This is a genomic window from Achromobacter arsenitoxydans SY8 (assembly GCF_000236785.1).
GTDB classification, from domain to species: domain Bacteria; phylum Pseudomonadota; class Gammaproteobacteria; order Burkholderiales; family Burkholderiaceae_B; genus Achromobacter; species Achromobacter arsenitoxydans.
The window spans coordinates 1-22,489 of the sequence record NZ_AGUF01000075.1 but is presented as its reverse complement, the minus strand read 5'-3'; the positions used below and the strand labels follow the sequence as shown (position 1 = coordinate 22,489).

Annotated in this window: 22 protein-coding genes; 6 read left to right on the top strand and 16 right to left on the bottom strand. The window is 65.1% G+C overall.

All coding sequences use genetic code 11. The features are described 5' to 3' along the window. Window positions 1–31 precede the first annotated feature (31 nt). The 3 genes from KYC_RS23630 to KYC_RS23620 form a co-directional block, all read right to left on the bottom strand. Window positions 32–1,732, bottom strand: a complete 1,701-nt coding sequence (locus KYC_RS23630; protein ID WP_008167205.1) for a nicotinate phosphoribosyltransferase — start codon at window positions 1,730–1,732, stop codon at window positions 32–34. A gap of 13 nt (window positions 1,733–1,745) precedes the next feature. After that, window positions 1,746–2,579, bottom strand: coding sequence for a ribose-phosphate diphosphokinase (prs, locus tag KYC_RS23625; protein ID WP_008167202.1), 834 nt, complete (start codon window positions 2,577–2,579; stop codon window positions 1,746–1,748). 102 nt (window positions 2,580–2,681) lie between these two features. After that, window positions 2,682–3,335 carry an NUDIX hydrolase gene (locus KYC_RS23620; RefSeq protein ID WP_008167201.1) on the bottom strand — a complete coding sequence of 218 codons (654 nt, stop codon included), beginning with the start codon at window positions 3,333–3,335 and terminating at the stop codon, window positions 2,682–2,684. A gap of 273 nt (window positions 3,336–3,608) precedes the next feature. On the opposite strand from KYC_RS23620, the gene KYC_RS23615 reads away from it, so the two are divergent. Then, window positions 3,609–4,715 (top strand): porin, encoded by a 1,107-nt coding sequence (locus KYC_RS23615; RefSeq protein WP_008167199.1) that lies wholly within the window; start codon window positions 3,609–3,611, stop codon window positions 4,713–4,715. A gap of 59 nt (window positions 4,716–4,774) precedes the next feature. Here KYC_RS23615 and KYC_RS23610 read toward each other — a convergent pair whose 3' ends face one another. After that, a complete protein-coding gene (locus KYC_RS23610; RefSeq protein ID WP_008167197.1) occupies window positions 4,775–5,443 on the bottom strand; it encodes an ankyrin repeat domain-containing protein in 669 nt (222 codons plus the stop codon). Between the two features lie 198 nt (window positions 5,444–5,641). On the opposite strand from KYC_RS23610, the gene KYC_RS23605 reads away from it, so the two are divergent. Next, window positions 5,642–6,973: a ParB/Srx family N-terminal domain-containing protein gene (locus KYC_RS23605; RefSeq protein ID WP_008167194.1), complete on the top strand. Its 1,332-nt coding sequence runs from the start codon at window positions 5,642–5,644 to the stop codon at window positions 6,971–6,973. Window positions 6,974–6,993: 20 nt separating this feature from the next. Here KYC_RS23605 and KYC_RS23600 read toward each other — a convergent pair whose 3' ends face one another. Then, window positions 6,994–7,602, bottom strand: a complete 609-nt coding sequence (locus tag KYC_RS23600) for a glutathione S-transferase family protein (protein ID WP_008167191.1) — start codon at window positions 7,600–7,602, stop codon at window positions 6,994–6,996. A gap of 118 nt (window positions 7,603–7,720) precedes the next feature. Here KYC_RS23600 and KYC_RS23595 point away from each other — a divergent pair, with 118 nt between their 5' ends. Next, the gene (locus KYC_RS23595) at window positions 7,721–8,695 is read left to right on the top strand and encodes a helix-turn-helix transcriptional regulator (protein ID WP_008167189.1); all 975 of its coding nucleotides are present in this window, start codon (window positions 7,721–7,723) and stop codon (window positions 8,693–8,695) included. Here KYC_RS23595 and KYC_RS23590 read toward each other — a convergent pair. Beyond that, window positions 8,692–9,060 carry a hypothetical protein gene (locus KYC_RS23590; protein WP_008167186.1) on the bottom strand — a complete coding sequence of 123 codons (369 nt, stop codon included), beginning with the start codon at window positions 9,058–9,060 and terminating at the stop codon, window positions 8,692–8,694. The genes KYC_RS23595 and KYC_RS23590 overlap by 4 nt on opposite strands. 167 nt (window positions 9,061–9,227) lie before the next feature. Between KYC_RS23590 and gvpU the strand changes: the two genes are divergently transcribed. Next, entirely contained in the window at window positions 9,228–9,668 is a 441-nt protein-coding gene (gene gvpU / locus KYC_RS29810; protein WP_008167184.1) for a gas vesicle accessory protein GvpU, read from the top strand. Between the two features lie 5 nt (window positions 9,669–9,673). After that, on the top strand, window positions 9,674–10,369 hold the full coding sequence (locus KYC_RS23580; RefSeq protein ID WP_008167181.1) for a pentapeptide repeat-containing protein: 696 nt from the start codon (window positions 9,674–9,676) through the stop codon (window positions 10,367–10,369). Here the strand turns inward: KYC_RS23580 and KYC_RS23575 are convergent. The 3 genes from KYC_RS23575 to KYC_RS23565 form a co-directional block, all read right to left on the bottom strand. After that, a complete protein-coding gene (locus KYC_RS23575) occupies window positions 10,356–11,333 on the bottom strand; it encodes a bifunctional helix-turn-helix transcriptional regulator/GNAT family N-acetyltransferase (RefSeq protein ID WP_008167179.1) in 978 nt (325 codons plus the stop codon). The genes KYC_RS23580 and KYC_RS23575 overlap by 14 nt on opposite strands. Window positions 11,334–11,411: 78 nt before the next feature. Then, window positions 11,412–12,071 (bottom strand): DNA-3-methyladenine glycosylase I, encoded by a 660-nt coding sequence (locus KYC_RS23570; RefSeq protein WP_008167177.1) that lies wholly within the window; start codon window positions 12,069–12,071, stop codon window positions 11,412–11,414. Then, window positions 12,068–12,472 (bottom strand): lysozyme inhibitor LprI family protein, encoded by a 405-nt coding sequence (locus KYC_RS23565; RefSeq protein ID WP_008167176.1) that lies wholly within the window; start codon window positions 12,470–12,472, stop codon window positions 12,068–12,070. The genes KYC_RS23570 and KYC_RS23565 overlap by 4 nt, the downstream gene beginning before the upstream one ends. 110 nt (window positions 12,473–12,582) lie before the next feature. Here KYC_RS23565 and KYC_RS23560 point away from each other — a divergent pair, with 110 nt between their 5' ends. After that, window positions 12,583–13,407, top strand: coding sequence for a metallophosphoesterase (locus tag KYC_RS23560; RefSeq protein ID WP_008167175.1), 825 nt, complete (start codon window positions 12,583–12,585; stop codon window positions 13,405–13,407). Between the two features lie 25 nt (window positions 13,408–13,432). Here the strand turns inward: KYC_RS23560 and KYC_RS29075 are convergent, their stop codons facing one another. The 7 genes from KYC_RS29075 to KYC_RS23525 all read right to left on the bottom strand — a co-directional run bounded on the left by KYC_RS29075 (window position 13,433) and on the right by KYC_RS23525 (window position 22,280). Further along, window positions 13,433–13,690 carry a PAAR domain-containing protein gene (locus KYC_RS29075; RefSeq protein ID WP_043519145.1) on the bottom strand — a complete coding sequence of 86 codons (258 nt, stop codon included), beginning with the start codon at window positions 13,688–13,690 and terminating at the stop codon, window positions 13,433–13,435. 113 nt (window positions 13,691–13,803) lie between these two features. Further along, on the bottom strand, window positions 13,804–14,628 hold the full coding sequence (locus KYC_RS23550; RefSeq protein WP_238531986.1) for a DUF6708 domain-containing protein: 825 nt from the start codon (window positions 14,626–14,628) through the stop codon (window positions 13,804–13,806). Between the two features lie 121 nt (window positions 14,629–14,749). Further along, window positions 14,750–15,574 (bottom strand): DUF6708 domain-containing protein, encoded by an 825-nt coding sequence (locus tag KYC_RS23545; protein WP_238531985.1) that lies wholly within the window; start codon window positions 15,572–15,574, stop codon window positions 14,750–14,752. 46 nt (window positions 15,575–15,620) lie between these two features. Next, a complete protein-coding gene (locus tag KYC_RS23540; protein ID WP_008167170.1) occupies window positions 15,621–18,581 on the bottom strand; it encodes a T6SS effector BTH_I2691 family protein in 2,961 nt (986 codons plus the stop codon). Then, window positions 18,574–19,524 (bottom strand): DUF4123 domain-containing protein, encoded by a 951-nt coding sequence (locus KYC_RS23535; RefSeq protein ID WP_008167167.1) that lies wholly within the window; start codon window positions 19,522–19,524, stop codon window positions 18,574–18,576. Before KYC_RS23535 ends, KYC_RS23540 begins: the two co-directional genes overlap by 8 nt. Further along, window positions 19,521–21,662: a type VI secretion system Vgr family protein gene (locus tag KYC_RS23530; RefSeq protein ID WP_008167165.1), complete on the bottom strand. Its 2,142-nt coding sequence runs from the start codon at window positions 21,660–21,662 to the stop codon at window positions 19,521–19,523. The genes KYC_RS23535 and KYC_RS23530 overlap by 4 nt, the downstream gene beginning before the upstream one ends. Before the next feature lie 99 nt (window positions 21,663–21,761). Next, window positions 21,762–22,280, bottom strand: a complete 519-nt coding sequence (locus KYC_RS23525) for an Hcp family type VI secretion system effector (RefSeq protein ID WP_008167163.1) — start codon at window positions 22,278–22,280, stop codon at window positions 21,762–21,764. Window positions 22,281–22,489: the final 209 nt, after the last annotated feature.

Sequence of the window (22,489 nt, the reverse complement as noted above, 5' to 3'; positions counted from 1 at the left end):
TTCGTCGGCAGGAAAGACCGGCGGCCCGCCCTTACAGGCCCGGCCAGCGGACGCTGCCGGGTTCCGGGCACACCCAGGATGCCTGCAGCCGTTCGCGAATCTGCGCCAGGCTCTGCTCGGCCAGCAGGCAGCCGTCGCGAAACACCGGCGCCAGCGCCCCGCCCGCCGCCTGTTCGGGCGTCTGCTGGTCGTGCAGCACATAGCCGGCCGGCGTCTCGTCCACCCGCAACAGGCCCTTGGCCGACCGCTTCACGCCGGAGTCCGTCACCGGGTCCTTCACCAGCTCCTGCGGTTCGCCATTGACCTCGGCATAGGTCGCCTTCAGGGCCCATCCAAAGGTGTCGCGTGTCAGGTACTGGTAGGTGTAGGAACCGATGCCCAGCACCACGTTGCCCGACGCAAAACCCTTGCGGGCCAGACGCACCAGGATGTCGCGCGCCCGGGTCAGGGTGATCGAATCGCCGTAGATCAAGCCGACGTGCGGGTCCAGCAGCTTGTAGCCGCGTTCGGTCTCGGCGCCCCCGAAGGTGTCCCACAGGCATTGCACCGCGCCCTTCACTTCCTGCGACCGCAGCGTCTCCACGGCACGGGCGCCTTCGCCCAGCAGCCAGTACGTGCCCGTAGCGGTGTCGCGCACGGCCTCGAAGCCGTCGGCCAGCGCCTGCGCCATGGCGGCGTGGTCTTGCACACCGGGCACGTCGGTGCAGAAGTAGCCGGTCAGGATCTTCACGGGGTCGCCGGAATCCGGCCGGAACACGACCTTGGCGTTGCCGTAGGCGTCCGGCCCGCGGCCCATGATCTCGGACTTGAGCGCCGCAGCGAAGTCCGTCACGACCTGCCAGAAATCCCAGGTGTCCGACACCACGGACACAATGCCCGACGGATAGACCTGCGTGACCAGGCGCCGGATGGTTTCGATCTCGCCCTCCTTGCTGCCCAGGCACATCACCGAGTGTTCGGTCGCCGGCACGGAACCGCCGATCAGCTCGCGGTCGGAGTCGGCGCCGTAGATGTCTTCCAGGTAGTCGATTGCGGGAATGGTATCGGTGCCGGTGAACGACAGCAGGTGGCCCGCGCCGCACTTGCGCGCGTCGTACAGGCCGGACATGCCGCGCATGGAGAAGTCGTGGCCCTGCCAGTTCACGAATTCCATCGGGCTGCCCGTCAGCCGCGCGAAGTAGGTCAGCAGCTTGCGGTATTCGAAGGCGATGGTCGCCACCGTGGACGGCTTCCAGGATTCGCAGCTGAACAGGGTCTCGATGTAGGTCACCAGCCAGGCGAATTCCGGCCGGGTATTGATGAAGGTGACCGGCGGCACGCGGATGTCGACGCGCGCGCCTTCCGGCACCGACCGGATCTCCAGCGGCAGGTAGCCCAATTCGTGCAGGGCGCGCAAGTGGTCGACGGTGACCGCACCCTTGCCCAGCGCGTTGTCGACGCGGCGCTGGTACTGGCGCACCGCCGCATCCGCGGACTTGGCGAAGAATTCGCGATCGAACAGGCCGATCAGGATCTCCTTGATGAAGCCCTGCAGCCCGAACCAGACGATCTTGTCGTCGAACAGTTCTGGCAGCACCGGCGCCAGCCGGGCCGAACGCGGCGTGAAGTTGGCCAGGATCTTGTTGGTGCCCTCGGGATACTGGAAGGGGTGGCCGGTTTTGTAGAAGTCCGCCTGCAGGAAGGGGTTGAGACCGTTCTTGAGGCCGGGGGCCAGGGAGTCGGGAGCATTCATGGCGGGTTCCTTCTTAGTTGACCAGCACGGGAGCGCCGGCGCCTTCGGCGGCGGTCCAGTCATAGGCGGTGAATACGGCGGCATAGCGGGCGTTCAGCTCCGCCAGGCCTTTGCTGAAAATGCCGTGGGTGACATACAGGCACAGCGGCTGGTTCGTCTTGTCGCGCAATGCGGCCGCCAGTTCCAGGAACGTGCGGCCGCCGTCGCAGATGTCGTCGACCACCAGCACGGGCTGCGCGGGGATATCGTCGGGCACGCGGGTTTCAGTGATGCGGCCGGTCTGGGGGTCGCGCACTTTCTCCGCGTAGCGCACCTCGGTCACGCCCAGCTTGCGGGCCAGGGCCTGCACCCGCTTGCGGGCGCCGGCGTCCGGCGCCATCAGCGTGACGCCCTGGGCAAACATCGGCGCGGCCAGCGCCTTTTGCACGAAGGCCGCGGCGTCGACGACGCGCACGCGCTGCAGCAGCGCCGGCGTGACGTCGCTGTGGGGCTCCACGATGGTCACGGTGGCGTACTGCTGGTCGTTGATCAGCTTGCAGAACACGGCCGCGCCCAGCGCCTCGCCCGGATTGCACACGCGGTCCTGCCGCGCATACGGCACATAGGGCATGTCCAGGTGCACCGGCACGGCCGGGTTCAGGCGGCGCAGCGCGTCCGTCAGCATCAAGAGGCGCATGACGTCCTCCGCCGACTTCAGCAAGGCGTGGATGCGGAATTCGGTGGCGGCGTCCGCTACGTCCCGCAATCCGGCCGGCACCGTGACCTGGCATTCGCCGCCCGGGAAAGTGAATGCGGCCGGCGTGTCGGTCCGGCGTTGTCCTGCTGATAGCGCGGTGATCGTGAACATGGTCGTCTCTTAGTGGCATTTCAAAACTAAGTGACGCCAGTATAGACCCTCTTATTGTTGTTTTGCAACTATCAGAGAATCCGCCACATCCGCCAGCGGCGCTCAGGCGACGCTGCGGTCGAACAGGGTGAAGTCTTTCAGGCGGTACAGGCGGGCTGGCCGCTGCGCGCCGCCGACGTAGTCGCTGGTTGCCTCCAGCACGTCCCAGGCCTCCATCTTGCGGCGGAAATTGGATTTCTCCAGCCGGGTCTGCAGGATGGCCTCGTAGGTGTGCTGCAGTTGGGTCAGCGTGAAGCTTTCGGGCAGCAGGAAAAACGGCAAGGTGGAATAGCTGGACTTGCCGCGCAGGCGCTTCACGGCCGCCCCCACGATGGCGGCGTGGTCGAACGCCAGGGGCGGCAAGGCGTCCACGCTGACGAAGCGGAACTCCGCGCGCGTGGCCGCTTCCAGTTCGGCCGCCGGCACCAGCGCCACGTAGGCCACGGAAAGCGACCACTGGCGGGGGTCGCGGTCCTGCCCCGAGAACACCTGCAGCTGCTCCAGGTAGCGCGGCTCGAACCCGGTCTTGTCCCGCAGCACGCGCCGGATGCTGTCCTCGGTGGAGGTGTCCTCGTCCGCATGCACGACGCCGCCCGGCAGCGCCATGGCGCCCAGGAAGGGCTCGCGGTCGCGCTGATGCAGCGCGATCTCCAGGCCGCCGTCGCGCAGGGTGAGCAGGACGGCGTCAACGGTAACGAGGGGATTGGGAAAGTCCACGGGCGACTCCACAGTTCAGGCTTCGGGGCAAGATGCCACTATGCGGCCCGCCGGTCAATCGGCCGATTGGAGCGCGCCGGCAGCCCTGCTTTCGGGCGACATCGGCGTCCGAAGTTTTCCCGGCCAAAGATGAACCGAAATAGGCTGGAATTGACGCTCGTTAACGGAAAATAACGCATTGTTCTACAATGCAGCCCAAGGAACACCGCCCGGTTGATGCTAGGCGTGCTGTTCCTTTTGTTTTTTCCAACCCATATCCCAGGAGTTTCCCGGATGAAAAAGACGCTGCTCGCCGCCGCAATGCTGGCTTCATTTGCAGGCATTGCCCAGGCAGAACCGTCAGTCACTCTCTATGGTGTCATCGACACCGGTCTCGGCTACAACAAGATCAAGGGCGATGGATACAGCGGTTCCAAGCTCGGCATGATCAACGGCATCCAGGCCGGCTCCCGCTGGGGCCTGCGCGGATCCGAAGATCTGGGCGACGGCCTGCGCGCCGTCTTCAAGCTGGAAAGCGGCTTTGACTCCGCCAACGGCCAGCGCGGCCAATCGGGCCGCCTCTTCGGCCGCCAGGCCACCATCGGTTTGGCCAACGACGCATGGGGCACGCTGGAATTCGGCCGCCAGGCCACGATCGGCTCGAACTATCTGGCCGACATCGACCCCTTCTACACCAGCTACACCCAATCCAACCTGGGCCTGGGTTTCAGCGCGGCCAACACCATGCGCTGGGACAACATGGTCATGTACCGCACCCCTTCGGTGAACGGCTTTGAATTCGGCGTGGGCTACTCGTTCAATGCGGACGACACCAACGCGGACCAGACCGGCTTCCGCACCGCCGACAACACGCGCGGCATCACCGCCGGCCTGCGCTACGTGCAGGGTCCGCTGAACGTGGCGCTGACCTACGACCAGTTGAACGGCGCCAACAACAGCTCCATCGACAACGGCGCCACCCCGCGCCAGTACGCCCTGGGCGTGTCGTACGACCTGGAAGTGGTCAAGCTGGCCGCCGCCTACGGCCGCACCACCGACGGCTGGTTCGTGGGCCAGGACCTGCCCGCCGGCACGCCCTTCAGCGACGAATTCGGCACCAACCGCTTCGTGGACGGCTTTAAGGCCAATTCCTACATGCTGGGCGCGACCCTGCCGGTCGGCGCCTCGGGCAGCCTGTTCGCCTCGTGGCAGCACGTGGACCCGTCCAACAGCAAGCTGACGGGCGGCGACGAGAACATGAACGTCTACAGCGTCGGCTACACCTACGACCTGTCCAAGCGCACCAACCTGTACGCCTATGGCTCGTACGGCACGGACTACGCGTTCGTCGACGGTCTGAAGAGCACCGCCGCCGGCGTGGGCATCCGCCACCAGTTCTAAGCGGATGCAATGCCGGCCCGCTTTCCGCGGCGCCGGCTTGCTTCACCGCCCGGGTTCGCTCAGCGGGCCCGGGCGCGTTCCAGCATCTGGACGATTTCCGTTTGCCCGCGCTGACGCGCGTGCTGCAGGGGACTGCGGCCGTCGCCGTCCGCCAGGTTCACATCCGCCCCGCCTTCGATCAGCAGCGCCACAATGGCCTGATGGCGCGGTCCGCCGTCGCTCAGGATGATGGCCTCCAGCAACCCCGTCCAACCCAGCCGGTTGACGTGGTTCGGATCTACCCCGGCCTGCAGCAGCCGCTTCACCACTTCAACATGGCCGCGCTCGCATGCGGGTATCAGCGCCGTGCCGCCGTAGCGGTTGGTGCTTTTCAGATCCGCGCCGTGGCGCAGCGTCAGTTCCAGGATCTCCAGGTAACCTTGCGCGCCCGCCAGCAGATAGGCGCTGTCCTGCATGCGGTTCTGGGCGTTCACGTCAGCCCCAGCCTCGATCAGCGCCCCCGCGGCCTGCGCGTGATTGCCCTGGGTGGCGCGCAGCAGCGGCGTATTGCCCTGCGCATCGCGCGCTTCCAGCGGCGCGCCCTGGGCCAGCAGTTCGCGGACACGCGCGGCGTCGCCGTTGGCGGACGCTTCCAGCAGTTGAGCGGCGCGGTCGTCTGCGGCGGCCTCGAAACCGGCTGCTGCCAGCGCAAGCACCACACAGACCCGCCAGAATTTGATGTAAGCCATAGCCGGCTGCCTCCTTGGTTTTTTCATATGCCCGTACCGCCGCGATGCCGCGCCAGCGGGGCGCGCCGCCATTATCTCCTTGCAGCGGCCGCAGCGCCGGCCTAAGCTCGACCCGACTTGCGGCGCAGTGCAATGAGCAGGAAACAAGCGTCCGGCATGATCGGCCTCCCTTACTGATCGCAGCCCCCAAGAACTGCCATGCCTACCCGTTCCCCTTCCGAGCTTGCTTCCCTCGCCCGTCCGTCGCGCCTGATGCGCGCCTTTGCCCTGGCCCTGCTGCCGCTGGCCCTGGCCGCCTGCAACGGCGGCGGCAGCGACGACGATGCCGAAAACGCTCCCCTGCCCGCCCCGCCCCCGGTCGCCGAAACGCCGGCCCCCGAACCCGAAGCGCCCGCGCGCAATACCGCCTACCTGCAAGCCAAGCCGGGCGACGTCATCCAGGTCCGCATCGAGGAACTGAACCCCACCCAGGCCGCCATCGGCTACGACCAGATCTACTACAAGCTGGGCCGCTGGCAAGGCGACTTCGACCGCGCGACCTGGGCCGCGGATCCCGCGCTGCAGCTTGATTATCTGAACCGCACCGTCGGCAAGAAGTTCGACGACTACTGCGAAGACGTGGGCGGCGCCGAACGCGCGCAGAAATTCCAGAGCATCGCGCAGGCCCGCGCGGCGCGCCTGGACCAGCCCGACACCTTCACGTGCAAGGACGCGCCAGGCACGAATGCCGCGAACCTCAAGACGGTGGTCGTCGGCTGGGACGGCAATCTCTACCTGACCGACGGCCATCACACGTTCTCGTCGCTGCGCGAGATCGCCGACGGCGGCCCCAAGCTGCCCGTGTGGGTGAAGGTCGACGCCAACTACAGCGACCTGACGTCGGCCGCCGCGTTCTGGCAGCGCATGGTCGACGAGCGCCGCGCCTGGCTGCGCGACGGCCAGAACCAGCCCATTACCGTGGACCAACTGCCGGCCCGCCTTGGACTGGCCAATGCGCAGGAACCCGGCGGCATGCAGGAAGACCGCTACCGCTCGCTGGTGTACTTCACGCGGGACATTGCCTACAGCAACGGCAATCTGCCTGAATTCGCCGAGTTCCTGTGGGGCGACTGGCTGCGCCGCCAGGCCGCCGCCGGCCAGTTGCAGGGGCTGGACCAATACAAGATGCAGGCGCCGGCCACCCCCGCGCAGATCCTGGCCGTCAGCACGCTGAACAGCAGCCTGGCCCCCACGGGATCCGCCGACAGCTACGCCGCCGCGGTGCGCGACGCGTCGCTGAAGATGAGCGCGCTGAACGACGCCGACATCGTGTTCGAGGACCGCGATGCGGCCAGCCTGGGACGGATCGTCCTGGCGCCGGGCGCCGCCAGCGGTTCGCCCACCAAGGATGCGCGCGACACCCTGGAAGAACTGCCGCGCAATGACTTCAAGACGTCCGACTCCACCCCGCGCGGCGCCGGAAAGCTGTGGTTCGCGGTCAATTACCGCACCTGCGGCAAGCCGGCGGCGGGCACCTGCTGGGGCTGGTGACGCCAGACCCCGCGCGGCAATCAGATGTCGCCCTGCATCGCGGGCCGGGCCTGGACACGGCCCAGCCACGCCGCCACGTGCGGATGCGCGGCGATCCGCGCGCCCAGGTAGGCGCTGTAGCCGACGACCGAACCGATCACCAGATCGGCCAGGGAGTACGCCTCTCCCAGCACCCAGGCACGCCCGGCCAGGTGGCCGTCCAGCACGGCGAGCAGCGTGTCCAGGTCGTCCATGGCTGCCTGCGCCTGCGCCGCGTCCTTGCGCGGCGCCTCGCCATGCCCGGCCAGGTACAGCCGCGACAGGACCGCGCCGTAGCTCACGTAGGCCCACGCGCACCACGACATCGCCAGGAGGCGCTCCGGGGCATCGGCGGCCGGCCACAGCCCACGCTCCACGCCGTAGCGTTCTCCCAGCCAGAGCTGGATCGCCAGCGCTTCGAACATCGGCGCGCCGTCCACGGTCAGCGTCGGCACCTTGCCGTTCGGGTTCCGCGCCAAAAACTCGGGACGGCGCTGTTCGCCGGTCCGGATGTCCACCTTGACGCGTTCGTGGGACACGCCCAGTTCCGCCAGCGCGCTGGCGACGGGCGATGCGCTGGACATGGGGTGCCAATAAAAGACGATGGACATTTGCGGTGCTCCAGTTTCAAGAGGGAAGGAAAGTCGCGGCGCATGCCGCTGACAACTGGGGCCACTGTAGAATCCATTGCGGACAGATTCCGCCCTCGATCTGCCCTAACTTGCCGTCATGCTCACTTCCAGCAACCGCCTCCTGCGCCTGCTCTCGCTGCTGCAGGCCCGCCGCCATTGGGCAGGGCCGGACCTGGCGACGGCGCTCGACATCCATCCGCGGACCCTGCGGCGCGACATCGACCGGCTACGCGAACTGGGTTATCCCATCCACGCCAGCAGCGGCGTCGCGGGCGGCTACGCGTTCCGGGCCGGGCACGCCCTGCCTCCCTTGCTGCTGGACGACGACGAGGCGCTGGCCGTGGCGATCACCTTGCGCACGGCCGCCACGGGCGCAGTGGGCGGCATCGAGGAATCCGCACTGCGCGCGCTGGTGAAACTGGAGCAGGTGATGCCCGCTCGGCTGCGCGGCCGGGTCGACGCCCTGCGCGCCGCCATTGTCCCTGTGGAGCGCGGCGGCCCCACCGTGGATGCGGCTACGCTTGCCGCGCTGGCCGCCGCCTGCCGCGATCAATTGCGCATCGGCTTCGACTACTCGGATGGCCGCGGGCAGGCCAGCACGCGGCTGGTCGAGCCCCAAGGCATGGCGTACACGGGATATCGCTGGTATCTGGTGGCCTGGGATCCGGCGCGCAACGACTGGCGCACGTTCCGCATCGACCGCATCGCCGGCCCTGCGCGCATCGGGGGGCACTTCGCGCCCCGCCCTTCACCGGAAGGCGGAGACTTGCGCGCATTCGTGGCGCGTTCGGTCAGCGCGCCGCCCTATTCCGAGCCGCCACGGGTCATCCTGCACGCCCCGCTGGCCGCCATGGCCGCGCGCATTCCCGCGTCAGCCGGCCAGCTCGAGGCGCTGGACGACGGGTGCTGCCTGCTGACTTGCGGCACGCATTCGCTGGACGCGCTGACCTATTGGCTGATGGCGCTGGACGTGGAATTCGAGGTACAGGCCCCCGCCGAATTGAGGGACCACCTGCGCCGCGTGCAAGACCGCCTGGCGCGCTCCCTGGCGCGCCAGCCCGGCGCCGGCTAGATCACTTCCTTGGTGTTCTCGGCCTTGGTCAGTTCCTGCATGGCCAGCGACACCTTCGCGGCGACTTCCAGGCGCTCGGCGGCGGACATGGCGTCGTACTCTTTCTTGCTGATGCCCATGCTGGCCAGGGCCGCGTAGAACATCTTGTCCTCGAGCGACATCGACGCGTAATCCAGGAATTCCTGCTCCGTCTCGGACGGCGCGGCCTGGGTTGCGCCCGACACGCCCCCGCCCATGGCCGAACGGCCGCGCTCGGTCGCGCTGGCGAACGCAGCGCGGAAACCGCCGTCAGAGGACGCGGCGCGCGTTGCGGCGGCGCGCTGGTCCGAACCGGAACCGATGCCCAGGGAATTGATGATGCTCATGCAGTGCTCCCAGATGGATTCAGGCCGCCAAATTACCCCGCAAGCGGCCGGCCGGATGACCCGGTCAGGCGCCTTAAGCGGCCGCTTATCCCGCTATTGCGGGTCATGTGTCCACCGCGCCTTTCGAGTATCTTGTTGCTCTTGCAAACATTACCGAGACCGCTTCCATGAGCATCGAATCCACCCCCGTACTGCCGGCCGCCACGCCCGGCGCCGACGCCTTCCTGCAGTTCCTGGTCAACCTGGTGAACAACGGCAGCCAGATCGAAAGCATCGGCGTCACGCTGCAGATGGGCGGCATGCTGGTGTCCGGGTCGATCATTTCCGGTGCGGACTACTTCGACAGCTTCGCCGCCAATTTCACGAGTTCCCTGCAAACCTTGGACGACGACACGCGCCAGACGGTGCACGCGTCGCTGGCGGAACTGGGCGACGTGTTCCGCCTGCCCCAGCCGGTCGATCCGCTGCCCAACTACATCCATCTGGCGGACGCCCTGTTCTTCACCGCGGACGGCACCCCCATCGCCGGAGAACCCACCCTGTGGCGTGGGCGCACCAGCGCGGTGGATGGCTTCATCCTGGGCCGCCTGCAATCGGACGCGGCGTAGTCCGCATGACGCAAGCAATCCTCCCGCCTCACGCCGGACTTGAGGTGGACCGCAAGGCCATGCAGGCCCTGATCGAACAGGCCGCGGGTAGTGCGCTGTCATTCCAGGACTGCGACTTCCAGGACGCGGACTTTTCCCGCCTGGACCTGCGCGGCTACCAGTTCACCGCCTGCGCGATCGCCGGCGCATCCTTCCAGGGCGCCAACCTGGCCGACACCCGGTGGCTGCGCTGCCGCGGCGGGCAGGCCGGCTTCGCGTCGGCGGACGCCAGCGAGGCCGTGTTCCAGAATTGCGACCTCAACAACGCCAACTGGCGGCGCGCGCGGCTTGCCGGCGCCCGATTCCAGGGCTGCAAGCTGACGGGTTCGGATTTCGACGGCATCGCTTGCCTGGGCTGGTCGCTGGAAGAATGCCTGCTGGTCGGCGCCCTGCTGCGCGGCGTGTCGTTCCGCAAGGCCGACTTGCTTCAGCTCGATTTCTCGGATGCCGACCTGTCCGGCAGCGATTTCCGCGACGCCGTGTTCCATGGCGGCAGCCTGCGCAACGCCACGCTGAAGAATGTCCGCTTCGAAGGCGCGGACCTGCGCGAAGCCGACCTGGGCGGCCTGGACCTCAGCGCCGCGGCGCGGCTGGCCGGCGCCACGATCTCGAAGACGCAGGCGGCGGCGCTGCTGGCCGAACTGCGCATCAGCGTGGTCTGAGGCGGCTGAAGCGCTGTTCCACCACCACGCTGCCCCACTGGCGTCCCTCGGACGCCTGGGTCAGCGTGAAACCGGCGGCTTCGTACAGGTGCCTGGCGGCGTCCAGGCCCTTGAATGTCCAGAGATAGGTTTCGTCGTAACGCTCGTCCACGTAGGCCATGGCGCGCGCCAGCAAGGCGCGGCCCACGCCCATGCCGCGCAGCGATTCGTCCACGATGAACCAGCGCAGGTGCGCCTGCCGCGCAGCCAGGTCGCCATCAATGACGATGGAAGCCAGCGTCCTGCCGTTGTCCACATACAGCCACATGTTCCTGCCCGGCGCGGGCAGGCCTTCCGCGAACTCGGCCAGTTCGGTCGCGACCTTGCGCTCGGAGTACACACCGAAGCCCGAGGCTTGCGCGTAATAGCGGGCATGCAGGCTGGCGATGTCGCCGATGCAGCCGGGCAGATAGCCTTCCGCGATCTGGTCTTCGATCGCGCCGCTGGCGCCTGCCGCGGCATCGTTGGGGTTTTCGCTGGACAGCGCGTCGGCGTACAGCGACAGGAAGCGGATCAGCGATTCCTGGTCGGCCGGCGCCAGGCGCCGCAGCGCGTGCGAGACCTGGTCCGTGGCGAACTGGTCGATCCGCGCGCGCAGCGCCTTCCCGGCGTCGGTCAGGTAAAGCATGGACGAACGCGCGTCGTCGGCAGAGGCCTCGCGCGTCAGCAGCCCCGCCGATTCCAGCTTGGCCACCTGCCGGCTGGTGTTGGACTTGTCCAGCCGCAGGATGGCGGCCAGGTCGCGCGCCTGGATGCCCGGCTGCAGGCCGATTTCGATGATGGCGTGGACGGCCGAGGGCGCCAGGTCGCTGCCGGCCAGCGACGTGCGCATGAAGCCCAGCTCGCGCACCAGCTTGCGGGAAAACTCCCGCAGGTCCTGGACGGTCTTTTCCCGGGACTGGGACGGAAAGTCGATGAGATCCATGGCGGTCGCCTGAAGTTGCGGGTCGCAACCAATATACTTGCGACTCGCAACCAACTCAAGCGTCTTGCGTCGCGCCTGCTACCGAGGCCGCCGGAAGCCGGCACGCGCGGCCTCGACCTCGCCGTGGCAGACGCAACCGCTCATGTGCTCATTGACCATGCCCACCGCCTGCATGAACGCATGGATCGTCGTGGGTCCCACGAAAGTCCAGCCGCGCCGCTTCAGCGCCCGCGACAGTTCGACCGACGCGGCCGACGTGGGATTATTGTCCCAGTAGCCGCGGTCCACCGCTGCCGGGCGGTCATGCGCGGCGGGCTCATGCCGCCACAGCCAGCCGGCCAGCGAACCCGTTTCATCGGCCAGCTCGCGCGCGCGTCTGGCGTTGTTGATGGCGGACAGGATCTTGGCCCGATTGCGCACGATGCCGGCGTTCCCCATCAGGCGCTCCACGTCGGCGTCGGTGTAGCGCGCCACGCGTTCAACATCGAAATCGTCGAACGCCTCGCGGAATGCCTCACGCTTGCGCAGGATGGTGATCCACGCCATGCCGGCCTGAAAACCTTCCAGGCAGATTTTTTCGTACAAGCGGCGGTCGTCCCCCACCGGCCGCCCCCATTCGTGATCGTGGTAGTCGGGCATGGACGGCTGCCAGAAGCAGCGTGGCCGGCCCTGAGCGTCCAGGATCAGGCCCGACTCCTTTCCGGCCATGACGACGCCCGCTTGCGGTTCCGCGTTCATGGCTTGCCGGGCACCGGGCAGCTCATGTCGCCTTCCTCGCACTTCAGATAGGCGCGCAGCTCCTTGGTGCGCGCCTGCGTCAGCTTGTCCAGGCACATACTCAGCACCATGGGATAGGCGCTGCCGCCCGACACGCCGCCAGACGAAAAAGCGCATTCGGCGTCGCGAAAAAACAGCCACGCCTTCTGGGCGGCCTGCAGCTTCGTCGCGGCTTCCTTGTCGTTCTTCAGCCGCGCCGTCACGTCCTTGTAGGCGGCGTTCAATTCTGCGTCCGACTTACGGTAGGCCTGATCCGCGCAAAGGCTCATGTCCGTCTGCGTGGAAGCCTGGTCGCACTTGAGTGTCTGCGCCTGGGCGCCGGTTGCCAACAAGAGCGCCACGGCGGCTAGGGCTATGCGCATAAGAGTTCCTCCTGGATACGAAATTGATTGGATCCCTGGGGAAAGTGTCGCATGGATGGTTTGCCGGCGCAGCGCCGGTTCTTGCGCTGGCGTCGCCTAAGATAGTGCCCATGAAGATCCAACTGCTCTCCGACCTGCATCTTGAAACCGATCCCACTTTCGTGGCGCCGCCGGCGCCCGGCGCCGACCTGCTGGTGCTTGCGGGGGATATCGGTTCGTATCGGCACGGCTCCCGGCTGGACGCAACAGACTTCGGCCTATCCACCTATTCGCCGCGCCACGGCTGGCCCACGCCCGTGCTGTACGTCCCCGGCAACCACGAATACGACAACGTCGATTTCGACGAAACGCACGCGCGCCTGCGCGACCTGTGCGACGCGCTGGACATTCAATGGCTGGAACGCGAGACCCTGGTCCTGGACGGCATCCGCTTCGTGGGCACGACCCTCTGGACCGACTTCGATGCGCTGGCCGCCCCGGGCGACACGATCGGCGAAGTCATGAAAAAGCGCGCCAAGGCCTTCCGCGCCGCGGACTTCTACCTGGAAAAAGCCGAGATGCGCCGCCATGGCGCGCCGTTCATGGCCGAACAGATGCGCGAACAGGGCCTGGCCTGCCAGCAATGGCTGGACGCCGCATTGCGCGCGCCCTTCGATGGCCCCACCGTCGCGGTCACCCACTTCGCGCCCACGCTGGCCAGCGCCGATCCGCGCTACGGCGTCACGGCCGGCACCGCCGGCTTCTGCAACGCCCTGGACGCCCTGCTGCCACTCGCCGACTATTGGCTGCACGGCCATCTGCATTGCGCGCAGGACTATGTGAAAGACGGCTGCCGGATCATTGCGAACCCGCTCGGCTATGCGAAGAAGGGGGAGCAGGAAGATTTTGATCCCGGCAGGGTGTGGGAGGTAGCGGGGCCTGCTCCGGCTCGCTGATGGCTAAGGGCCGGGTTCGGTGCGCTCATTCCACCAGCCAGCCGCCCTCGCCCTCCACCAGCGTGCCGCCATGGCTCGTTTGGTCTCCCTGGCGAGCCACCGGCTGGCCCTCGACGATGGTGCCGGGCGATCCCGTTTGAATAATCGCGCCGCAGCTAATACGGTCGCCGACGCGCGCCACGGCCCGCCCATTGACCTGCGCTTCGTTTGCGCCACTGACGACAGTGCCGCTGCCATGGGTGGGGCAGCTGTGCTTATGACCGACGAGGACGACTGGTTTCATTTTTTGCTCCTGGGTGGACAAGGCAGGTTGAAGGGGGAAAATGATCTACAGGCCGCCAAATCTCACAGCTTGTGGATGTGGTTCTGAATGGCGTCCCGTTACCAGCTTCAATCTCATCCCTCCAACGCTTGCGCTGGCGGCGGCGCGGCGCGCACGTTGAACAGGCGGCAGACTGCGCACCAGCACAATGCCGAAAACAGGTTGTAGGGAAACAGCACCAGCCACATCGGCAACAGCCAGTTCTTCTTGCCCTGCCGCTCGCCACGCTCGCCGGTACGCCACGGGGCGTAGTGGCGCCACGCTTCGCCCGGCGTCAGACAGATGCTGTGCAGCGGCACATACCACCAGTTCGGCTCGCCTGGCTCGGGCAACCGGTCGGGGCCTTTTTCCATGAACTGACGGATGTACTCCCATACCTGGGCGACGTGGCGCGGGTCGGGATTGGTGGATGCGTTGCTGTCGACCCAAAGGGCAATGCGTTTCTTCTCTTCGCCTGGCGCCGGCCGCGGGCCGAAGGCCAAGGCAAAATTCGTGCTGAACGAGCTGCCGCCAAACTCGTTGCGCACGAATACGCCGCCTTCAGTCTCAGCCCAATCGAAGGCTATCAGCGTCTTGTTGCGCTGGTAGTAAATACGCTGGGTTTTGCGGTTGAAGTAGAAGTTGGAGAGGCGTTTTATGAAGAAAATTCGGTACCAAAAGAATGGTGCTGGAGCGAGCGGGACTATTACTAGCACCTTTAGAACAAATAGGAGGTCGTCGAAATTTGATGAAGGCCAATGTCCGGAGTCCCAGCCAAGCCAAATGCATAGCAAGAAGAGAAATAGAATGGATGATGCATACATTTTTCCCATGAACACAGAATCTGCAACCCATGGATTTCTCAGGCAGAGGACATCCCGATCAACGCTGACCAATTGATCGCCGATTGCTGGCGCCAAGCCAGTTCTGCCTTGTCTTGAAAACTGCCACGATATAGCCACTGCCCCAGCCCTCCAACTTGAACTGCACAGTGGCCACTGCACTTTCAACCAAGCCCCACTGCGCCACCAAATGCCAGCCTCAACCTTCCAAAGCTTGCGCTGGCGGCGGCGCGGCGCGCACGTTGAACAGGCGGCAGACCGCGCACCAGCACAATGCCGAAAACAGGTTGTAGGGAAACAGCACCAGCCACATCGGCAACAGCCAGTTCTTCTTGCCCTGCCGCTCGCCAGGCTCGCCGGTACGCCACGGGGCGTAGTGGCGCCAAGCTTCGGCCGGCGTCAGACAAATGCTGTGCAGCGGCACATACCACCAGTTCGGCTCGCCTGGTTCGGGCAACCGGTCGGGGCCTTTTTCCATGAACTGACGGATGTACTCCCAAACCTGGGCAACGTGGCGCGGGTCGGGATTGGTGGATGCGTTGCTGTCGACCCAAAGGGCAATGCGTTTCTTCTCTTCGCCAGGTGCCGGTCGCGGGCCGAAGGCGAGTGCGAAGTTCGTGCTGAAGGAGCTTCCGCCAAACTCGTTGCGCACGAATACGCCGCCCTCTGTCTCAGCCCAATCGAAGGCTATCAGCGTCTTGTTGCGCTGGTAGTAAATACGCTGGGTTTTGCGGTTGAAGTAGAAGTTGGAGAGGCGTTTTATTAGGAATATTCGGTACCATAAAAAAGGGGCAGCAAAAAATGGAACTACTACTTGAAACAATAGGAGTGACAGGAAGTCGAAGGCACTTGATATACGCCAAATTCCGGAGTCCCATCCTGGCCCAATCAACAGCAGGAAGAAAATTAGCATGGATGACGTGTACATTTTCCCCATGAACACTGAATCCGCTATCCATGGATTCCGCAGGCAGAGAACATGCCGATCAACGCTGACCAATTGATCGCCAATAGCTGGCGCCAAGCCCGTTCTGCCTTGTCTTGAAAACTGCCACGATATAGCCACTGCCTCAACCCTCCAACTTGAACTGCACGGTGGCCACGGCACTTTCGTCCATGCCCTGATTTGGGCAGTAATTGACCGTCAATACCATTTGATGAGCATCCGTGATTTCCTTCCTGTAATGCAGGACCAGCCCTGCCGCGGTGTCGTAGCAGGCAGGGATACCGGGAATGCAGACCCTGTCTAGTTCGAGCATTTCAGACCAAGCGCTTTGCCCGATGAGGTATCCCCGACACAAAACGGTGAACTCCACGACACTCGGAGCGGCACTCCTTGTGATTGACCATGAGGATGCGATTTTCCACCGGCTGTCGGCATCCTTGACACCCAGCGCTTCGGCCTGCTGCTTCTCCAGAAGTTGGGGCGCGTAGTACGCGGCATACCAGGCCTTGATTTCCTCGGCCACGTCGTCAAAGGGGGGAAGCATCTTGTCTGCGTCCAACGCGATGCCGATGTGGATTTCGCCGTCGTTCTTGCGCGTGCCAAAGACGCCGCGAGCCGCCCAGAGTTCAAGGGGGCTGTGAACGCGTGCCGCCGCTAGGGAGTGAAGCCAAACGCCACCGGCAAGAATTCCAGCGCCCACAAGCACGATTGCTGCGGCAGCCCAGCCGGCGTACGGAATTACCACTGTTGGGCCTGCAATGGCTAAGGCGCCTTCAAGTATGGCGGCAGATCCAACGCCGACCAACAGGCCTCCGACGGCCGTATAGCGAGCGGCTGTCCCACCGCCATACTTCTCCTTTCGGAGTGCGGAAATTGCATCAGAAGCAAACCCCGCCAATATCGCGGGATACCCCATCATCCGCGCAAACAGATTTCCCGCGATGAACCGCATGAACCCATTGCCAAATTCCATACCCGGCGCCGCTGCCGCGTAGCGCAGCACAAGCACCTTCTGCGTTGCTCGGGCGCTGACCAGAACGGCGGCCGTGGCCCCTGCCACACCGAAGATTGCGGACGCAAAAGCGGCGGAAGCGGCTACGTCGGCGTCCTTCTTCAAGCTCGCATACGCGGACTTGAGGCTGATCACATTGAACCAAAGCATGCCCACATTCAGCACTCCGCCTCCGGCAGTGGTCAGCAACGCCGAGACGTTCGGCCGCACGCGCCGGGTAAGGGCCTGCTCGATGGTGACGGTACGGGTACCGGTGATTCGGACACGCTTACTCTCGGTGACTTCGGCCATGCCGGATTTAAGGAAATTGTTCACTTCCTTGCTGTAGGCATCGTTCAGCACTGCCTGGTCGGTGACGCGGTAGCGCGCGCCAATCAATCCCAAGGCTTTCTCCCCATTGGCCTCTTGGACCGCGGCCAGCACCCGCTGCCGCAAACTGTCGCTGGCGGTCCAGCGTGTCTTGCCTGGCAGACGCGTGAGCACCACGGTCGTCACCGCCTCAGCGGTCAAGTCGGTGATCCCGGCCATGGCGGGGAAGCGGCCGGCCAGCCCTTCGATGGCGTTGTCGGCGGCCCCCAACAACGTGCCGACCGAATCGGCCTTTTCCTTGAAAGGGTTGAATGGCGCCAGCGCCATGTAAAGCGGACTGTCCTGCCGGTCCAGCCAGGCGGACAGCCGCTGGAATCGCGCGTCGTCGTCTTCGGTGCCCGGCAGGGTCTGGCTCATGGGGTGGATCATGAGGGCCAGAGACACTTCCAGCCCCCCGGCAGACAGGCGCTCGTCACGGTCGTAGGCCGCTAGCGCGGCGGCCAGGCTGGTGGGAACGTCCCGGTGCTCAGGTTCTGCCGTGGCCAGCCATTGGTCATGGTCACGGCACGCCTTCAGCGCGGTGCCGAGGCAGGATCGCAGGTGCGCCTCGCGCTGGTCGCGCTCGGCCAGGAAGGCGTGATATTTGGCGGTATCAATGCGCTCAGCGAGGCGTCGGCCCATCGGCGAGATGCGGCTATCGGTAAGAACCTGATAGCGCAATTCGGAAAGCGTCGCCCGTCGTCTGCCGCCGACTTGCTTGCGCTGGTATTCGTCGCGCAGCCTGGCCAGGGTGTCCGGCGGCGTCTGGTCCGCCGGATACATGGCTTGCAGCGTCCGCTCCAGCAGTATCGCTACCAGATTCTTATGGTGATAGCGCTGGCTTTGGACACTCAGCTTTTCGACGTCCTGGCTGAAGCAGGCGGGTACGGCGAACTCCGCTTTGCCTTGTTTTGCAATGGCCTCATGCGGCTGGCTTGGCAAGATGTCGCGCAGTTGGTGCTGGTAGGCGGCGACCGAAAGGCCGAGATCCAGGCTCAGGCCCTCCGCATCATTAAGTACGACTACCACCGGCACCCGCGGCTGCGTGTAGCGATAGTGCTGCCCCTGGGCCAGAAAGGTGTTGATGGGCAGATCGTCCTTGCTGGAATGGCTGCTCCAATCCAGGTCCATGCGCTGGTCCCTGGGCTTGAAGTCCTCGACCCAATGGCTCAACGCGCTGGCGGGCAACACGTGCGGCTGGCTTGAGGGTGTTTTCTCGCCAGAGGTCAGCTCGGTCATGTCGATCTGGCGCATATGGCGTTTGCGCGCAGACGGGTCCGCCGCCATCCTGGCTGTGACGGCATTGGTCCATAGGTGCGGGCTGAAGCCGATCCAGACTTCGCTGGCGGTGTCCGGGCTCGTATCGGCCCAAACCCAACCCCGGCTGCTTACGGTCCGGTAACGATCCCTGCGGTGATACTGTTCCAGCCCCAGGTAGGTCAGTTCCTTGTAGTGGCCTTCGCCGTCGTATTCATGGATGACAAACTTTTCGCCCTTGGGGCCCTTCATGAAGACGTAGACGTACCCAGGCCGAAGCGCCCGCAAGGTGTAGGAGGAGAGCTCGATCCTGGGTAAACCCTGCTCCAGCTTGAAGCCGGACTCGGCATAACGGTACAGCGGCGCGCCGCCCGCGTTGGGCACGACCGCGTAGCGGATGGGCAGGATCGGAACGCGCGGACTGCATGCCGGTGTCGACGTTGCACTACCAGCACTTGCTTTAGCCATTGGAAGATTCCTTCTCCCGCGCCAGCGCTTCCAACTTGCGAAGGCGGGCCTGAGGGGACTCTGTGAGGTCGTTAAGGAGGACGCGCGCCTCATCGCTATGCAGTAGCCAGAGGTTGCCGGCGATCAGCGCGAGGTACCGTTCCACGTCTGCGTCGTCTTGGATGTACAGCCGGTCGGCTACCTGCAGCAGCTGTTCGACCCAGCGGCGAATCTCCGTGAGACTGCGCGCGGAATGGGCCGGCATGGCGTGGATTTCATAGACACGGCTGAGCACGAATTGCTCGCGGGTGTTGGCCTCGAAACGCGCGAGTTCGTCCGGTCGCAAGGCGAATGCGCCGGGGCTTCCAAAAGTGAAAGCCGCCACCGGCCGATCCAGGCAGCGCCAGTCGTACGCTGGACCCCAGCTCGCACGCCACACCAGCGTAGAGATTGGGCCTAACCAGAGATCGCGTTGGTCGCCGTCCAGCGCGTCCAGCCAGGGCGCCAGATGATGCGGCCGGATATCCAGGGCGGCCTCGCTCTGGTCCGGCAGGCTGACCCGCACTTGCGCCCTGAGATGCGCCGACACCCCGCCAAGTTCCTCGCCCGAACCTATGATGATGACGCCATTGGCGGGCGCCCAATGTTCAAGCGCGTGCTGGACCAGCGCTGCCTGCCCCGTGGCATCCACCAGCAACGGTCCCCGATCGAAATAGTCGTCCAGCGCCGTGCCTTGCCACACCCAGGCGTAGTGCGGAAACGGGTCGAACGCTTTGACCAGGTCCAGTACGCCCGGCGCATAAGCGGGCCGAAACTCTCCCTCCTGAGGAACCGGGCGATAGGCCTGGTTCTGCAGGGTCGTGGTCATTAGCAGCAGGTAGCGAAAAGGCGTGGCGGGAATTTCCGCCTGCGTAATGTCCTTGCCCAGCGATGTGTGCGGTGCTGCGGTGCCGGCTATGCTCATCGGGCGGGTCCTCCCAGGCAGCGGCAGTCGGACAATGGACAGCTACCGTCTGGACGACGCCCGCAAAGGCGGTCCACCGGCTTGCCAGAAGCTGGGACGCCCTCGATGGCGTAAGGATTTCCGCCACCGCCACCTTGCTGGCTCATTGGCCCCTTGAGCGTTATCGCAATGCCATCCAGGGTGATGCCCGCAGCATCAATGCAGATGGTTCCTCCTGGCCCTTTGACGGTGAGATGTCCGGCGGCTCGAATCTCGTAGGTCTTGGTTCGGTGGCGAATTGCTTGTCCGGCCTGCAACTCGGCGTGCCCTTCCACCGTGTGCTCCTGATGCCCGCCAACACTCACCCAGTGATTCGCCACGGTCTTGTCCCGCCGGTGATTGCCTACTTCTTCGGTCCGGTCCTTGCCCGTCTGGATCGTGTGATTGCGCCCCACGGTCAAAAAGTCATCCTGGCCGATGTCATGCCGCCGGTCCTGGCCGATGGTCACCTGCTCATCGTTGCCCACGGTCTCCTTGCGGTCGTGGCCGATGGCGATGGTTTCGTCGTGCTCGACCTGTTCGCTGCGGTCGTGCCCGACAAACGTGGTCTCGTCGTGATTGACGTGGATGTTCTGGTCTTTCTGCGCGTGGACGTAGATCTCTTCCTGGTCCTTTTCGTCCTCGAAGCGGATTTCGTTGTAGCCCTCGCCCTTGTGGGTCTGGCTCTTGATGGTCATGCGCGTCTTATGACGCGGCAGTTCGTAGGGCGGCAATTGCAGGCGGTTGTAGGTGCGCCCGGTGATCACCGGCTGGTCCGGGTCGCCGTCGTAGTACGAGACGATGACCTCCTGGCCGATGCGCGGGATGGCTATGTGGCCCCAGGTGGCGCCGGCGATGTTTTGCGATACGCGGATCCAGCAGGAGCAGTGTTCGTCGTTGCGGCCTTCGCGGTCCCATGGGAACTGCACACGGACCCGCCCGTATTCGTCGGTGTAGATCTCCTCATTTTTGGGGCCAACCACTACGGCGTTTTGCGGGCCGTCGATGCGCGGCCTGGGCAGCGGTTCGGCGCGCCATTCGGCGTCGTCCGGCACCAGTTCGGCTTCGTAGCGGTAGGACGTGCCCTGGCCGGCGTCGGCGCTTTCTTCGGCCTGGCTGGTGTGCTGCGTGCCGTAGTGGAAGATGTTGACCGGCCGCCAGCCGCGGTTCATGTCCTCGCGCGGATGGCCCGCCAGGGTGAAGGAGATGCCGGGCTGCAGGCGCGGATCGTCGCCTTCGACCACGGCCATGCGTGCATCGCGGCGGTGGCCGCGTAGGCGGTTCTCGGCAAAGGGGCGCCCAGCCTCGTCGAACTTGGCGCGGGCGGGGTAGTCGTAGCGCTCGTAGCGGGCGCCCTGGTGGCCCAGGTCCTGGCCGTCGCGGCTGTGTTCGTGGGCATAGCTGGGATGCTTGAAGGTGTAGTCGCGCTGGGTCTGGCGCGCCGTGCGCACGTTCTCGGCGTAGGCGAAGCGGCGCAGCGCAGGCTGGGGCTGATCGCCGCCGGGCGTGGGGTTGTACTGCACAGGTTCATCGCCGATGCGGCCGTGGATGAAGAGGCGATCGCTGTGGACCAACTGGTGGCCCTCGGCGCTGTGGCGGAAGGAATAGAAAAAGCCTTCCTCGCGCATGATGCGCTCAAGAAAGTCGTAGTCGGTGTCGCCGGCCTGCACGCAGTACTCGCGAGCCAGGTGCTCGGTAGTGACGCGCTGTTCGTAGTCTTGGGTCAGGCCATGAGCTTTGAGCACGGCCTCGGCAATCTGCGGGACGGTAAGCGTCTGGAAGATGCGCCAGTCGGCGCTGAGCTTCAGGCGCGCCAGGCGCGGTTCGACCACGGCGCGGTAGCGGGTCCGTCGGAACCCTGTGTTCTCTTGGGAAAATGCGGAGATGGCGCCATGCACGTAGCGGACCGGCGTGTCGCCGTGCCAGATGGTCAGGCGCGCGGGGCAGTCCAGCACCAGGCCGAAGTCCACGGCGGGATTGGCGCAGGCCAGGTCGACGGAAAGCAGGTAGGTCTGGGACAGCGCTTCGCGCAGTTCGAATTCGATGACTTCGAATACGTCGTGCGGCGCTTCGCTGCCGATGAGGTCGAAGGTGAAGCGCAGGTCGGATTGTCTGGGCATGGCAGGCTCCGTGGCGACCCAGGCTGCAACCCGGGTCTTCGGTCGGATCAAGACGCCATGGCCGGCGTGTGATGCGCCGGCCATGCTTTAGGCCTGGAATCAGGCTTCTTGCGGCTTGCGCCAATCGTCCGAGGCCTCGGTGCCGGCGATGGCATGGGTCCAGGTGATCTTGCGATAGGCCATGGCGACCTTGACCAGCTGGGTGTATTCAGCCTTGCTCGGGTCCTGCGCGTGCGGCAGAACGGTGTTGATGTTGACGATGGTGGCGTCTTCGAGCTTGGTGGTGAAGAAGTGCTCTTGCTTGCCCTCGGTGGAGGTGCGGTACCACTTCACTTCCACTTCCGGCAGCATCTCGCCGGAGGCCAGCGCCTGGTACATCAGCGGCGTGGCCTTGTTCAGCGGCGCGGTGAACACGAAGGGCTTGTGCACACGCTGGCCCGAGGGCTGGCCGCTTTGCGGATCGGTGGGGGTGGCGATCAGGTGCTCGATTTCCTGGACCAGGATCTGGTCTTCATGACCTTCCTGATAGACGTTGCCCACGGAGTCGGCGGTGAAGGCGCCTTGGGTGATGTTGCCCTGGGTCTTGCCCTGGATGCTGATATAGGCGGGAGTCGGCATTGGCTGCTTCCTTTGAGTCGTTGACGAAATGGCCGCTTGGGCCGCGATGCCATCGGGGATGACATGGGCCTAAATGCAAAAGCCGTGCCAACTCTTGTCGTGCCGCCGGTTTCTCCTTATTTATCAGTTGCTTGGGTGCAAATCTGTGGATTTCGTGCACGCCCCGCGTTTTGCGAAACGGCGAAAAGTGATTTTTTCCCGGGGTTTTC